This is a genomic window from Mycolicibacterium arseniciresistens (assembly GCF_030519285.1).
GTDB lineage: Bacteria > Actinomycetota > Actinomycetes > Mycobacteriales > Mycobacteriaceae > Mycobacterium > Mycobacterium arseniciresistens.
Genome location: NZ_JAUMSQ010000170.1, coordinates 1 through 13,469, shown reverse-complemented (window position 1 = coordinate 13,469; position 13,469 = coordinate 1). Strand labels below are relative to the sequence as shown.

Here is a 13,469-nt window from a genome sequence, read left to right as displayed (position 1 = left end):
GGTGGCGCCGTTGCGGCGGTTGGCGGTGGGGCACTGGCTGCGCCGGTGGTGGCCGGCCAGCAGGCTCGACGGGATCGCCGGCCTCGACCGTGCGCTGCTCGACGCCGAGATCGCCCTGCTCACCGCGGCGACCGAGGACTATTTCACCGATGACACCGTCGACTCCGACGCCGCCGAACTGCTGGCGCCCCACGTCGGCGAGCTCGCCGCGCTGGCGCGCCAGGGCGACCCGCGGGTGCTCGACATCGTGGCCCGCTGCGCCGAACTCGCCGAGGACCTCGGAGTGGCGGGACTCGAATGGCCGTTGCCCGCCGCGGACATCGCGGTGCCCGCGGGCGGCCGCGACGATTACGCTCTGGTGGCCGGTGCCGACGCCCGTGGTGCGGGCACAGGTGTGATCGCCCGTGGTGTCGGCCCGATCGTCTGGAGTGCGGTGCCGCCCGGTGTCTTCGACGCGGCCGAGGACGCGGTGTATTGGAGTGTGAGCAGCGACGGACCACCGGCCGAGCAGGTTCGTGCCGAGGTGCAGACCGCGCTGCTGGGAGCGGCCTCTCCGGCGGGCCTGCCGGTGCGCGTGTCGTCGGGGCCCGTGTCGGGCACGGGTGCGCTCGACGCGGACGGCCACGCGACGGTGCCGCTGTACGACGGCACCGGCACCGGATTGTCCGCCGGTGCGGCGTGGGACCACGACTGGCAGCCGACGGTGGTGTCGGTGGGGGCAGGTGGCCCGACCGTGGCGGCGAACGAGTCGCGGGAGACCCGGGACCGGGCCAGGGCGGTGGCCCGGCGACGGCTGGCGCAGCCCGGCGATGACGCGTTCCTCGCCGAGATCCTCACGGCCGAGGCGGACTACTAGGTCAGCGGGCGACGGGCTGCGCGTGCGGCACGCCGGTCGCCACCGCGGGCAGGGGCGACGGCGCCGACGCAGGTGTCTCGAGTTGACCGGCCAGCCACGGCAGGGCGATCGAGAAGGCCTGTGCGGCGAACGGCCAGTCGTGCTTGCCGGGCTGGACGTGTACCGCACACGCGATGCCGTGCGCCGTGCCCAGGCCGCACAACGAATTCGCAGCCGCCAATTGATCATTGGCCGCGGTGTTGATGTCGAACCAGCCCGCCACGTCGGTGTAGCCGCCGTGCCGGGTCATCACCGTGGTGGGATCCCAGTCGGCCCACGCCGCCGCGTTGCCGCCGAACAACCGCGCGATGGTCTGCTGCCGGTCTCCCGCATTCGGCCCGAGGTCGCCCGCGATGTCCTCGAACGCGCTGAACATCTCGGGATGCATGACGCTGAGGTCGACGGCGCACGTGCCGCCCATCGACCAGCCAACGATGCCCCACCGGGTGCGGTCGGCGCTCACCCCGAAAGTGCGCTCCATGTAGGGCACGACGTCCTTGGTCAGGTGGTCGGCGGCGTTGCCGCGGCTGCCGTTCACGCATTCGGTGTCGTTGTTGAACGTGCCTCCGGAATCGACGAACACGAGCACCGGCGCGAACCCCCGGTGCGCCGCGGCGTAGTCGTCCACGGTCTTCACCGCGTCGCCCGCGCGCAGCCAGTCGGCGGGCGTGTTGAACTCGCCGCCGATCATCATCACCGTCGGCAGCGGTGGCGGGGGATTGCTGGCGTACCAGGCCGGCGGCAGGTAGACCAGTTCGCCGCGGTGCCGGAAACCCGAAGCGGTGTCGGCGATGTCGACGGGTACGACGGTGCCCGTTGCCGGGATCCTGCCCTGCCGCTGCATCGCCGCGACGGTCACCTGATCGGTCTGGTCGGGCAGCGGGCCCGCGGTCAACTGGTTCCACGCCACCCCGACGGTCGGGAAGTACCCCACCCACAGGTTGAGGGCGAGTGCCGCGGAAAGGGCGCACAGCGGCACCGCGAGCACCGCCACCCCGCGCTGCCAGAACCGGGTGGCGCGCCAGCCGGTGACGAGCACCGCGATCGCCGCGCCCGACAGGCCGGTCCACAGCCACAGTGTCTGCGGCGCGGGTTCCCCGGCCAGTCCCTCGGCCGCCACGTACCAGTACGCGCACACCGCGAGGGCGACCCCGACGAACGCCGCCCAGGGTAGCCAGGTCAGCTGCCACCGCCGCGATCGCCGGATCACCGCCGCGAGCAACGCCAGGCCCGCGAGGATCTGCACCGTCACCGGGATCCACCCGTGCATCAATGACAGGTTGTGGCGCAGGGATTCGGCCAGGGTCACGGCTGCCATCGTGGCCGACCATCCTTGAGGGCCGCTGTGGGTCCGCTGTCAGACGGTTCAGACCATGTACTCCAGCTGCGCCGGCCCCTCCACCTCGTCGGCCCGCGGACGGTCGAGGATGGTCTCCGCGACCCGTCGCGCCTGCCCGCGCAACTCGGGCACCGCTACCGTCTCCCAGTACGTGCCGCGCAGCAGCGGGCCCAGCGCCAGCAGCCACGCCGACCGGTCGCCGTCGGCGGTCAACGCGGTGTGGTCGTGGTCCACGGCCACTCCCATGTTCGTCGCGTCCGGCGCGATCAGGCCGCGGCGCAGAAGGTTCTGCAGCAGCACCGAGCCGGTGCCCGTCAGCTTGGTCGACGGTCCGGTGGCGTTGATGACCACGTCCCCGGTGATCGTCTCGCCGTCGGCCAGATGCACGCGGATGTGCGCGCCGTCATCCTCGAGCTTCTCGATCCCGGCGGCACGCACCCGCAGCTGCCCGGTCAGCTGCAGATGCGTCAGCTGAGCGTGGATGTCGGGGGAGATGCGGTGGCGGAACACATTCCACCGCGCTGCGTGGTGCTGCGCGAACGCAAGGCGCTCCGCCGTGCTGAAGCTGCTCCAGATGCGCTGGGTCTGTGCGCGCAGCTTGTCGACGATGATCGCCGGGTGGGCGTTGCGCTCGTGCAGTTCCGCACAGTGCGCGCGGACCAGGGCGACCAGCCGGTCCAGGCCCAGCGTGGTCAGGTCGACGTCCGGTGGCGGGAACTCGGGGTACTCGATGCCGCGGAAGTGGCCGTGCGGCAGCCAGCCGTGCCTCGACACGGCGTGGATGTCGCCGCGCCAGCCGATGGTCCGCAGGGTGATGATCGCGTCGACGGCGGTCAGGCCGGTCCCGAGCACCACGACGGCCGAGTTCCGCTCGGGCAGCCGCTCCTCCCATGCCTGCCACGGGTCACCGACCCAGGCGGGATGGCCGGTGAGGCTCTCTGCGCCGGGCAGGGCGGCCGGTGTCTCGTTGCCGGTGGCCAGCACGACGCGGTCGGCCTCGATCGCCGATCCGTCGGCGAGGCGGACGAGGCAGCCCAGGTCGCCGGGTTCGACGTCGACCACGGTCCCGACGACCAGTCTCGCCGGCGCCGGGCCGGTGCTCAGGTGGCGCTGGGTCAGGGCGCGCAGATAGTCACCGTAGGTCTGCCTGGGGATGAACCGCTCGCGCAGGTCGATCTGCGGCACCGCTTCGAACTGCGGTTGCGCGCTGACCCAGCGCAGGAAGTGGTCGGGTTCGTCGGGGAACGCCGACATGTTGCGCGCCGCGACGTTGAGCAGGTACTCGGGGCGGCGCCGCCGGTAGGCGATGCCGCGTCCGACGGGTTCGCGCTCGTTGACCACCGTGAGGTCCAGCGGAACGTCGCCGAGCCGCGCCAGGTTCACCGCGGTCATCGTCCCGCTGAAACCTCCGCCGACGACCACGACGCGGGCGGGCTGCTGCCGTGCGGCGGAGTCGGTGCGCATGCAGGTAGCTGACGGCCTCGCCTCCGTGTTGTCACGGGTTTGGGTGCCCGTGATCGGAAGTGCAGCGATGGCGCGGCCGCCCTACCGGGGTTTGGCCAGCGGGAAGGGCAACGTCTCGCGGATGCTGCGCCCGGTGATCAGCATCACCACCCGGTCGACGCCCATGCCGAGGCCGCCGGTCGGCGGCATCGCGTACTCCATCGCCTGCAGGAAGTCCTCGTCGAGTTCCATGGCCTCCGGGTCGCCGCCCGAGGCCAGCAGCGACTGTTCCTGCAGCCGCCTGCGCTGTTCCACCGGATCGGTCAGTTCGCTGTACGCGGTGCCCAGCTCGACACCCCACGCGACGAGGTCCCATCGCTCCGCCACGCCGGGGATGCTGCGGTGCGGGCGGGTCAGCGGCGACACCGACGTCGGGAAGTCCTTGTAGAACGTCGGCTGCTCGGTGCGGTCCTCGACGAGGTGCTCGTACATCTCGAGCACCACGGCGCCGGCGTCCCAGTGGGTCAGGTAGGGGATGTGCGCCGCGTCGCACAACCGGCGCAGGGTCGGCAGGTCGGTGTCGATGTCGACGTGTTCGCCCAGTGCCTCCGACACCGCGCCGTGCACCGTCTTGACCGCCCACTCACCGGAGATGTCGACCGGGGCGAGCGTGCCGTCGTCACGGGGCCGCAGGAACACCTGCTCGCCGTTGGCGGCCAGGGCGGCGTTCTGGATGAGCTCGCGGCAGCCGTCGATCCACACGTTGTAGTCCGCGTGCGCCTGGTACGCCTCGAGCAGCGTGAACTCGGGGTTGTGGCTGAAGTCGACGCCCTCGTTGCGGAACGCCCGGCCGAGTTCGAAGACCCGCTCGACGCCGCCGACGCACAGTCGTTTGAGGTACAGCTCCGGGGCGATCCGCAGATACAGATCGAGGTCGTAGGCGTTGATGTGGGTCATGAAGGGCCGCGCGTTGGCGCCGCCGTGGATCTGCTGCAGGATCGGCGTCTCGACCTCGAGGAAACCCTTGTGGTACAGCGTGTCCCGGATGGCGTGCAGCACACCGCTGCGCGCCTTGATCAGGTCGCGCGCCTCGGTGTTGACGGCCAGGTCGACGTAGCGGGCGCGGACGCGGGCCTCCTGGTCGGTCAGGCCCTTCCACTTGTCCGGCAGCGGGCGAAGGCATTTGCCGATCAGCCGCCACCGGTGAACCAGCAGTGACCGCACGCCCTTGCGGCTGTAGCCGATCACGCCGGACACCTCGATGAGGTCGCCCAGATCGAGGGCGGCGGTGAAGTCGGCCGACGTCCCCTCCTCCAGCTCCGAATTGTCCAGCAGCAGTTGCACTTCGCCGGACCAGTCGCGCAACTGGGCGAACAGCACGCCGCCGTAGTCGCGCATGCGGAGCACCCGGCCCGCCACCGACACGGCGGTGTCGTCGGCGGCGTCGTTCGCCTGGGCCACCGTGTGGCTCGGCGCCTGGCCCACCGGGTAGGCGTCGATACCGCTGTCCTGCAGCGCCTTCAGCTTCGCCATCCGCACCCGGACCTGCTCCGGCAGCCGAGGGCCCGCGGCCTCGTCGGCCATGTCGGCCTGCAGTCCGGAGACGTCGGGGGCGCTGCCGTCGTGGTGCAGCAGTCCGCTGGCCATCAGGGCGTCGGGCGCCGACACGTGGTGGCCGGTGTGCTGCTTGTTCCGCCGGGAGAAGGGCAGCACCAGGAAGCCCTCGGCGATCACCGAGGCGACGCCCACCCGTGGGACGAGCCGGGCGTCCTCGTAGCAGGCGAAGCGCGGCACCCACTCGGGTTGGTACTTCATGTTGGAGCGGTACAGCGTCTCGAGCTGCCACCACCGGGAGAAGAACACCAGCAGCCAGCGCCACAACCGGGCCACCGGTCCGGCACCCAGCTGTGCGCCCTGCTCGAAGGCCGACCGGAACATCGCGAAGTTCAGCGAGATCCGGGTGACGCCGATGCCCTCGGCCTGCATGCACAGCTCGCTGACCATCAGCTCGATGGTGCCGTTGGGCGACGTCGGGGAGCGGCGCATCAGATCCAGCGACACCCCGGTGGTGCCCCACGGCACCAGTGAGAGCATCGCCACCACGTGTTGCTCGGGACCCTGCACCGTCTCGACGAGCAGGCAGTCACGGTCCGCGGGGTCGCCGAGCCGGCCGAGCGCCATCGAGAATCCGCGTTCGCTCTCGGTGTCGCGCCACGCGTCCGCGCGGGTGATCACCTCGGCCATCTCCTCGGCGCTGAGGTCGCGGTGGCGGCGGATGCGCACCGACGCGCCGGCACGGCGGGCCCGGGTGACGGCCTGCCGCACCGCGCGCATGTCGGGTCCGGACAGCCGGAAACTGTCCGGGTGCAGGATCGCCTCGTCGCCGAGCTGCAACGCGTTGAGGCCCGCCTCGCGGTAGGCCGCGGCTCCGGTGAAGCTGGCGCCCATCACGCCCGGCGCCCAGCCGTAGGTCTGGCACAGCTGCAGCCAGGCGGCGATGACCTGCGGCCAGGCCTTGGGATCGCCGACGGGATCGCCACTGGCCAGGCACACCCCGACCTCGACGCGGTAGGTGATCGCGGCGCGGCCGTTGGGCGCGAACACCACCGACTTGTCGCGGCGGGTGGCGAAGTACCCCAGCGAGTCGTTCTTCCCGTACAGCTCGAGCAGCCCCCGGATCGCCGACTCGTCCTCGCCGGTCAGCGCGTTGTCCGCACGTTGCGACTGGAACAGCACCACCGCGGCGGCCATCAGCGCCAGCGCGCCGAACAGGCCGAGCACCGCGTTGACGAGGACGTGGGGGTGCTGGCCCTCGAACGCCGCGGAGTCGACGCCGGCGAAGGCCACCACCCGGTTGGCGGCGTAGGCCAGCCGGTAGTCCCGTTCGAGGGTGCCGGGGAACAGTTCCACCAGCGCCCAGCCCACCAGGATGCCCAGCGCCATACCGGCGACCAGCGTTCCGACGGCCTTGACCAGCGCCGCCCGCCGGACCCGGGCCCAGAATTCGGGGCGGGCCAGCAGCAGGAAGGCGATCGCGGCGACGTGGAAGGCCAGGCCGATCACCTCGCCGATCTCCTCGATGACCGACTCGTCGCCGGTCAGCAGGTCCACGACGTTCCAGCCGACCGCGGCGACCATGTAGAGCAGCAGCACCCACCACGCGATGCGTTTGCGGGCCGCCAGCGCGGCGGCCAGCAACGCCAGCACGAACGCCCACGCGAAGCTGGTGTCCGGGAAGTTGAAGATGTAGTCGTTGACGAACTCGCGCGGGACCCTGATGATCCACCGCACCAGGGGCGAGACGCTGGCCAACAGCGACAGTGTGGCAATGATTCCGACGGTCCAGCCGGCGGCGGCGGGAACCCAGGGATATCGGGTGGTCGACCGCGCCCTCGGCGGATTGGTGAGGGTCATAGGCCGCGAGGATATGCGCTCACTCCGGCAAATGGGTGGCAGAAACTACCAGACGGGGCCGGTGTATTTCTCGCCCGGACCGTGGCCCGGTTCCTCGGGTGCCGCACTGGCTTCGCGAAACGCCAACTGGAGGGACTTCAGCCCGTCGCGGACCGGTCCGGCGTGCGGACCGAGGTATTCGGCCGACGCCGTCACCAGCCCGGCGAGCGCGGTGATCAGCCGGCGCGCCTCGTCGAGGTCGCGGTGCGGGCTGTCGTCGGGGTCCTCGGCGGACAGCCCGAGCTTCTCGGCCGCCGCACTCATCAGCATCACGGCCGACCTCGTGATCACCTCGACGGCGGGGATCTCGGCGAGCTCGCGGACCGGCGGTGTGGCCGCCCCGTCGTCGAATGCAGGAAACTCGGTCATGCCTGCTAGACTCGCATGCGCGACCGTCCCGGCTCAGGCCAGGGACAGCAAGTGGAGTCCCACTCCCACCGTTGGCCACGGAAGTATCCGAAGGCTCAGCGGTCCGGTCGGACATCGGTAGATGTCTGTTCTGGTCGGCATGGGCCCTGCTACCAGCAGGGCTTTCTCTGTCTCACGGGCAGAGGCGCTGATGGCGTGGGCTCCTCATAGGTAGACAACTATAGGAGGCCCCATCAGCACTGAGACCCGCGTCAACGAGCGCATCCGCGTACCTGAGGTCCGCCTGATCGGACCGGGCGGTGAGCAGGTGGGCATCGTGCGCATCGAAGACGCCCTCCGCGTCGCCGCGGACGCCGATCTCGACCTTGTCGAAGTTGCCCCGGACGCCAAACCGCCGGTGTGCAAGATCATGGACTACGGCAAGTTCAAGTACGAGACGGCTCAGAAGGCGCGCGAGTCTCGCAAGAACCAGCAGCAGACCGTCGTCAAGGAACAGAAGCTGCGTCCCAAGATCGACCCGCACGACTACGAGACCAAGAAGGGTCACGTCGTCCGCTTCCTCGAGGCGGGGTCCAAGGTCAAGGTGACCATCATGTTCCGCGGACGTGAGCAGTCCCGGCCCGAACTGGGCTACCGACTGCTGCAGCGCCTCGGCGCCGACGTCGCCGACTACGGCTTCGTCGAGACGTCGGCCAAGCAGGACGGCCGCAACATGACGATGGTGCTGGCACCGCACCGCGGCGCGAAGACCCGCGCCAAGGCGGCGCACGACGCCGATGCTCCTGCCGCGCAGCGCGCGAGCGCCGAGCCGGCCGAGCCGCCCAACCCCACCTGATCCGACACGAGAAACCGAGGACGACATGCCCAAGGCCAAGACCCACAGTGGTGCATCAAAGCGATTCCGCCGCACCGGGACCGGCAAGATCATGCGTGAGAAGGCCAACCGCAGGCACCTTCTCGAGCACAAGTCGAGCAAGCGCACCCGCCGGCTGGAGGGCCGCACCACCGTGGCCGCGAACGACACCAAGCGCATCAACAAGATGCTGAACGGCTGAGTGCGCCAACGCACTCCAGGTCGTCCCGACACTTCCCAGCCCGTACGAGAATAGGAATCACCCATGGCACGCGTTAAGCGCGCAGTCAACGCCCAGAAGAAGCGGCGCACAATCCTGGCAGCATCCAAGGGCTACCGCGGACAGCGGTCACGCCTGTACCGGAAGGCCAAGGAACAGCAGCTGCATTCGCTGAACTACGCCTACCGCGACCGCCGCGCCCGCAAGGGCGAGTTCCGCAAGCTGTGGATCTCGCGCATCAACGCCGCCGCACGCGCCAACGACATCACCTACAACCGGTTGATCCAGGGCCTCAAGGCCGCCGGCGTCGAGGTGGACCGCAAGAACCTCTCCGAGATCGCCATCAGCGATCCGGCCGCGTTCACCGCGCTGGTCGAGGTGGCCAGGGCCGCGTTGCCGGAGGACGTCAACGCGCCGTCGGCCGGAGAGGCCGCTTAGCGGAGGGCAGGAGCGAAGCGACCCGGGAAGATGTCGGGTCTGACCGAACGCTCCGCCCGGGTGGCGGCAGCGATCAAACTGCACCGACACGTCGGACGCCGCCGCGCCGCACGTTTTCTCGCCGAGGGACCCAACCTGGTCGAGTCAGCGTTGCGGCGCGGAGTGGTTTCCGAGGTGTTCGCGACGGAGTCCGCGGCGGAGCGCTTCGGCGACCTGCTGAATGGCGCGCCAGTGCACCTGGTCACCGATCGTGCGGCGAAGGCGTTGTCGGACACCGTCACCCCGGTGGGACTGGTCGCGGTGTGCGAGCTGCCCACCGTGACCCTCGCCGACGTGCTGGCCGACGGGCCGCGGCTGGTAGCGGTACCGGTCGAGATCTCCGAGCCCGGCAACGCCGGCACGCTGATCCGCCTCGCCGACGCGATGGGCGCCGACGCGGTGGTGCTCGCCGGGCACAGCGTCGATCCGTACAACGGCAAGTGCCTGCGCGCCTCGGCCGGCAGCATCTTCACCATCCCGGTGATCTCGGATCCCGACGCCGTCGCCGTGGTGGGGGAGTTGACCACCGCCGGGCTGCAGGTGCTGGCCACCACCGTCGACGGCGAGCTCGGCCTCGACGCGCCCGAACTCGACGCCGCCCTGACCGCGCCGACCGCGTGGCTGTTCGGCCCCGAAGCGCACGGACTGCCCGCCGAACTGGCCGCGCTGGCCGACCACCGGGTGCACATCCCGATGCCGGGCAATGCCGAGAGCCTCAACGTGGCGTCGGCGGCGTCGATTTGCCTGTACCAGAGCGCGCGGGCGCTCGCCCGGGCCCGCTAGTTCGACTTCAGCAGCCGCTCGGACACCTGCAGCATCAGCGTCCGGGGCGTGAACCGGTACCCGGTTGCGAGAAGTGAGTTCTTCCAACCGGACACCACGGTCGGAGAGGACTTGTCCAGCGCGGACATCGCGGTGTCCACCACCTGCTTGGAGGTCTGCCTGCCGCTGGTGAGGAACTCCTCGCCGGTGCGGGCGAAGAACTCGGTCTCCGTCGCGCCGGGACACAGCGCCAGCACCCGGACACCGGTGCCCTTGCACTCCTGCCACAGCGCCTCGGTGTACGACAGCACGAACGCCTTCGTCGCGCCGTAGACGGCCATCCCGGGCGTCGGCTGGAACGCCGCGGTGGACGCCACGTTGACCACCACACCGTGGCCGCGCTGCGTCATCGCGGGCAGGAAGCGCGCGGTGAGATCGACCAACGTGCCGCAGTTCAACTGGATCTGGGCGGCGTTCGGCTCGGGCGGCTGGCCGGCGAACGCCCCGTGCAGGCCGACGCCCGCGTTGTTGATCAGCACGTCGACCGTCCGGCCGAGTTCGCGGACCTTCGCCTCGAGTTCGGCGCCCGAGCCCGGCTCGGACAGGTCGACCGCGACCACGTCGACCGTCAGGTCCGGATGGGCCGCCAGCAGCGTGTCGCGCAGCGCGGCGAGTTTGTCCGCCCGCCGCGCGACGAGCACGAGGTCGGTGCCGCGGCGTGCGAGCTGGACGGCGAACTCCTCGCCGATGCCTCCGCTCGCGCCGGTGATCAGTGCGGTGTCGTTGCTGAGGTCCACCTGGCGCTCCTGCGGTCGTCGGTGGGACCAGGCTAGCCCTTCGCGCGTCCGCGGGGGTACGGCGGCAGGACTACGCCAGCAGCCCGCGCGCCACGTGGGTGATCTGCACCTCGTTGCTTCCCGCGTAGATCATCAGCGACTTCGCGTCACGCGCCAGCTGCTCCACCCGGTACTCGGTCATGTAGCCGTTGCCGCCGAACACCTGAACGGCCTCCATCGCGACGTCGGTGGCGGCCTGCGAGCAGTACCACTTGATGGCCGAGGCCTCCGCCAACGAGATCGGCGTGCCGGTCTGCGCGGCCTCGATGACGCGGAACAGCATGTTGCGCACGTTGATCCGGGCGACCTCCATGCTCGCCAGTTTCAGCTGGATGAGCTGGAACTGCCCGATCTCCTGACCCCACAGGGTGCGGGTCTTGGCGTAGTCCACGCACAGCCGCAGGCACTCCTCGATGACGCCGAGGGCCATCGCGGCCACACCGATGCGTTCGGCGGAGAAGTTCGACCGGGCGCTGGCTCTGGAATCGGAGACGTCGCCTCCGGTGCCGTCGCTCTCGCCGAGCAGCCGGTCGCGGCCGAGGCGGACGTTGTTGAAGAACAGCTCACCGGTGCGCGAGCTGTGAATGCCCATCTTGCGGAACGGTTTCGACTGGACGAAGCCCTCCATACCGCGGTCGAGCACGAACGTCAGCACCTTGCGGTCGCGCTTGCTCACGCTCGGGTCGCCCTCGTCGAGCTTGGCGTAGACGACCACCACGTCGGCGTCGGGGCCGTTGGTGATGAAGGTCTTCTGCCCGTTGAGGATGTAGTCGTCGCCATCGCGCACCACATAGGACTTCATGCCGCCGAACGCATCCGAACCCGAATCGGGTTCGGTGATCGCCCACGCGCCGACCTTCTCGTAGGTGACCAGGCCGGGCAGCCACCGCTCCTGCTGCGCGGGCGTGCCCCGGCTCATGATGGTCGGCACCGTCAGGCCAAGGCTCACGCCCATTCCCGCGACGATGCCCATGCAGACCCGGCACAGTTCGCTGACCAGTACGAAGCCCATACCCGCCTGGTCGGGGCCGCCGCCGAACATCCCGCCCGAGGCGCTTCCGCCGCCACCGTCACCGCCGCCGTCGCGCAGCCGCGCCAGCCGCTTGTCCAGCGATTCACGCGCCATCGCGTCGATCCCGAACGCCGCGAACAACTTCCGGATGATCGGATACGGCTCCATCTCGCCGCTCTCCAGCGCGTCGACGTGCGGACGGATCTCCTTATCGACGAACTCCCGAACCGCGTCGCGCACGGCGATGTCCACGTCTGACCAATCCAGCATGGCGTCAGTCTCCCAGAGGTGGCTCAGGCCGCCGTGCGGCGGGCGCGGGCCGGGCGGAGACCGGCGAGTGAGAACGTGGTGTGCACCAGCGAGCCGGCCCGGTCCAGGATCGTCTTGCCACGCGGCACGTAATGCATCGGCAGCCCGCGCCGGTCACGCGGCGGTCCCATGAACGCCGGGGCCTCGACCAGGGGCGCGTCGTCGGGCAGCCGGCCCTGGGCCCGCCGGTAGGCGGCCAACGCGCGCGGATGCAGCCGGATCTCGTCGGGCACCGCGACGAACGCCAGCTCGACCAGCTTCCCGAACAACCGCAGCACCACCTCGTCGCCGGGCGTCCACCGCATGCCCGCCTTCTCCCGGACCGCGGGGTCGAACAGTCCCGCGGCGATCCAGCGCTGCCCCGCCACCATCGGCCTGAACAGCTGGTCCCACAGCGGCGTCGGCATCAGCACGAACCGCGGCTTGGGGATCCGGATGTCGAAGATGTCCAGGGTGGCCTTGTTGATCTCGAGCTCTTCGCGGCACTTGCGGTCCCAGTACTCGCAGAAGTCCTCCCAGGTCTCCGGGACCGGTCGCATGCTCATGCCGTACATCGAGTACCACTGCACGTGCTCGGCGAAGAGCTGGCGCTTCTCGGCTTCGGTGAGCCCGCCGCAGAAGTACTCGGCGGTCTTGATGATCAGCATGAAGAAGGTGGCGTGCGCCCAGTAGAACGTCTCGGGATTGAGGGCGTGGTAGCGGCGGCCGTCGCCGTCGATGCCCTTGATGGTGGTGTGGTAGCCCTTGATCTGCTCACCGGTCTGGGTGGCGCGCGGGCCGTCGTAGACGACGCCCATGATCGGGTAGACCGAACGCGCCACGCGCTGCAGCGGCTCGCGCAGCAGCACCGAGTGGTCTTCCACGCCGGCGCCGAGCTCGGGATACATGTTCTGGATGGCGCCGATCCACACGCCGAGCATTCCGGTGCGCAGGTCGCCGAAATACTTCCAGGTCAGCGACTCGGGACCCAGGGGTTCGGGTGCCGTGGCGCGACGGTGCAGGCGGGCGGTGCCGGAGCTGCCGCCGAGATCGTCCGGTGTCGTGGCCATCTGTCCTCGCTGACTCCAAACCCACGGTATGTCCACACGATAGTGCTGACAACGTCCGTTGTCGATGATTGACGCAGGCGTCGAAGAACCCTGTGACACAGCCGCTATCGACTCGGCGCACGGCCGTGACCAGCCGCTTCGCCCAGGTGACCGGCGTGCGGTGGGGCTCGCCGGCCGCCGCGCCCCCGCAACGATCGTGCGCATAGTGGCCCGGCGTTTCGCCTTCGGTCGATTGCCGGGCTCCGAAACCGGCACCTAGGCTGGCGCCGTGAATGTCGAATCGTTCGAGGAACGATCCGGCCGAAACGGTGAGATCGAACAGGTGCCCGATCCCTCATCGGACGGCAGTTCGGGACCGCGCGGATGGCTGCGCAGGACCAACCACAGCCCGGGCCTCATCAACGTCGTGAAGCGCGCCCGGCGCGCGCTGCCCGGCGATCCGGAGTTCGGTG

At 70.0% G+C, this 13,469-nt stretch carries 12 protein-coding genes and 1 pseudogene; 6 read left to right on the top strand and 7 right to left on the bottom strand.

What is annotated here, in order from left to right:
* Positions 1 to 856 (top strand): hypothetical protein (locus Q2100_RS19890; RefSeq protein WP_302915446.1); only part of this gene is annotated, 856 nt, incomplete at its 5' end.
* 1 nt (position 857) lies between these two features.
* Here the strand turns inward: Q2100_RS19890 and Q2100_RS19885 are convergent.
* From Q2100_RS19885 to Q2100_RS19870, 4 genes are all read right to left on the bottom strand, one after another.
* Positions 858 to 2,213, bottom strand: a complete 1,356-nt coding sequence (locus Q2100_RS19885) for an alpha/beta hydrolase (protein WP_302915445.1) — start codon at positions 2,211 to 2,213, stop codon at positions 858 to 860.
* 48 nt (positions 2,214 to 2,261) lie between these two features.
* Positions 2,262 to 3,698, bottom strand: a complete 1,437-nt coding sequence (locus tag Q2100_RS19880) for an FAD/NAD(P)-binding protein (protein WP_302915444.1) — start codon at positions 3,696 to 3,698, stop codon at positions 2,262 to 2,264.
* Between the two features lie 81 nt (positions 3,699 to 3,779).
* A complete protein-coding gene (lysX, locus tag Q2100_RS19875; RefSeq protein WP_302915443.1) occupies positions 3,780 to 7,091 on the bottom strand; it encodes a bifunctional lysylphosphatidylglycerol synthetase/lysine--tRNA ligase LysX in 3,312 nt (1,103 codons plus the stop codon).
* Positions 7,092 to 7,136: 45 nt separating this feature from the next.
* Positions 7,137 to 7,499: a DUF1844 domain-containing protein gene (locus Q2100_RS19870; protein WP_264013402.1), complete on the bottom strand. Its 363-nt coding sequence runs from the start codon at positions 7,497 to 7,499 to the stop codon at positions 7,137 to 7,139.
* Positions 7,500 to 7,719: 220 nt separating this feature from the next.
* On the opposite strand from Q2100_RS19870, the gene infC reads away from it, so the two are divergent.
* The 4 genes from infC to Q2100_RS19850 all read left to right on the top strand — a co-directional run bounded on the left by infC (position 7,720) and on the right by Q2100_RS19850 (position 9,832).
* Positions 7,720 to 8,334, top strand: coding sequence for a translation initiation factor IF-3 (gene infC, locus Q2100_RS19865; RefSeq protein ID WP_302915447.1), 615 nt, complete (start codon positions 7,720 to 7,722; stop codon positions 8,332 to 8,334).
* A 25-nt stretch (positions 8,335 to 8,359) separates the two neighbouring features.
* Positions 8,360 to 8,554, top strand: coding sequence for a 50S ribosomal protein L35 (gene rpmI, locus Q2100_RS19860; RefSeq protein WP_264013401.1), 195 nt, complete (start codon positions 8,360 to 8,362; stop codon positions 8,552 to 8,554).
* Positions 8,555 to 8,617: 63 nt separating this feature from the next.
* Positions 8,618 to 9,010 (top strand): 50S ribosomal protein L20, encoded by a 393-nt coding sequence (rplT, locus tag Q2100_RS19855; protein ID WP_264013400.1) that lies wholly within the window; start codon positions 8,618 to 8,620, stop codon positions 9,008 to 9,010.
* A 60-nt stretch (positions 9,011 to 9,070) separates the two neighbouring features.
* The gene (locus Q2100_RS19850) at positions 9,071 to 9,832 is read left to right on the top strand and encodes a TrmH family RNA methyltransferase (RefSeq protein WP_302915442.1); all 762 of its coding nucleotides are present in this window, start codon (positions 9,071 to 9,073) and stop codon (positions 9,830 to 9,832) included.
* Here Q2100_RS19850 and Q2100_RS19845 read toward each other — a convergent pair.
* The 3 genes from Q2100_RS19845 to Q2100_RS19835 all read right to left on the bottom strand — a co-directional run bounded on the left by Q2100_RS19845 (position 9,829) and on the right by Q2100_RS19835 (position 13,017).
* The gene (locus Q2100_RS19845) at positions 9,829 to 10,608 is read right to left on the bottom strand and encodes an SDR family NAD(P)-dependent oxidoreductase (protein WP_302915441.1); all 780 of its coding nucleotides are present in this window, start codon (positions 10,606 to 10,608) and stop codon (positions 9,829 to 9,831) included. The genes Q2100_RS19850 and Q2100_RS19845 overlap by 4 nt on opposite strands.
* Positions 10,609 to 10,678: 70 nt before the next feature.
* The gene (locus tag Q2100_RS19840; RefSeq protein WP_302915440.1) at positions 10,679 to 11,929 is read right to left on the bottom strand and encodes an acyl-CoA dehydrogenase family protein; all 1,251 of its coding nucleotides are present in this window, start codon (positions 11,927 to 11,929) and stop codon (positions 10,679 to 10,681) included.
* A 23-nt stretch (positions 11,930 to 11,952) separates the two neighbouring features.
* Positions 11,953 to 13,017: an oxygenase MpaB family protein gene (locus Q2100_RS19835; RefSeq protein ID WP_264013397.1), complete on the bottom strand. Its 1,065-nt coding sequence runs from the start codon at positions 13,015 to 13,017 to the stop codon at positions 11,953 to 11,955.
* Between the two features lie 268 nt (positions 13,018 to 13,285).
* Between Q2100_RS19835 and Q2100_RS19830 the strand changes: the two are divergent.
* A pseudogene (locus Q2100_RS19830) lies at positions 13,286 to 13,469 on the top strand (adenylate/guanylate cyclase domain-containing protein); the annotation flags it as partial.

Excerpts from the sequence above, each read along its gene's own strand:
- Q2100_RS19885 (WP_302915445.1), bottom strand. The coding sequence starts at position 2,213 with ATGGCAGCCGTGACCCTGGCCGAATCCCTGCGCCACAACCTGTCATTG.
- Q2100_RS19880 (WP_302915444.1), bottom strand. The coding sequence starts at position 3,698 with ATGCGCACCGACTCCGCCGCACGGCAGCAGCCCGCCCGCGTCGTGGTC.
- lysX (WP_302915443.1), bottom strand. The coding sequence starts at position 7,091 with ATGACCCTCACCAATCCGCCGAGGGCGCGGTCGACCACCCGATATCCC.
- Q2100_RS19870 (WP_264013402.1), bottom strand. The coding sequence starts at position 7,499 with ATGACCGAGTTTCCTGCATTCGACGACGGGGCGGCCACACCGCCGGTC.
- rpmI (WP_264013401.1), top strand. The coding sequence starts at position 8,360 with ATGCCCAAGGCCAAGACCCACAGTGGTGCATCAAAGCGATTCCGCCGC.
- rplT (WP_264013400.1), top strand. The coding sequence starts at position 8,618 with ATGGCACGCGTTAAGCGCGCAGTCAACGCCCAGAAGAAGCGGCGCACA.
- Q2100_RS19840 (WP_302915440.1), bottom strand. The coding sequence starts at position 11,929 with ATGCTGGATTGGTCAGACGTGGACATCGCCGTGCGCGACGCGGTTCGG.
- Q2100_RS19835 (WP_264013397.1), bottom strand. The coding sequence starts at position 13,017 with ATGGCCACGACACCGGACGATCTCGGCGGCAGCTCCGGCACCGCCCGC.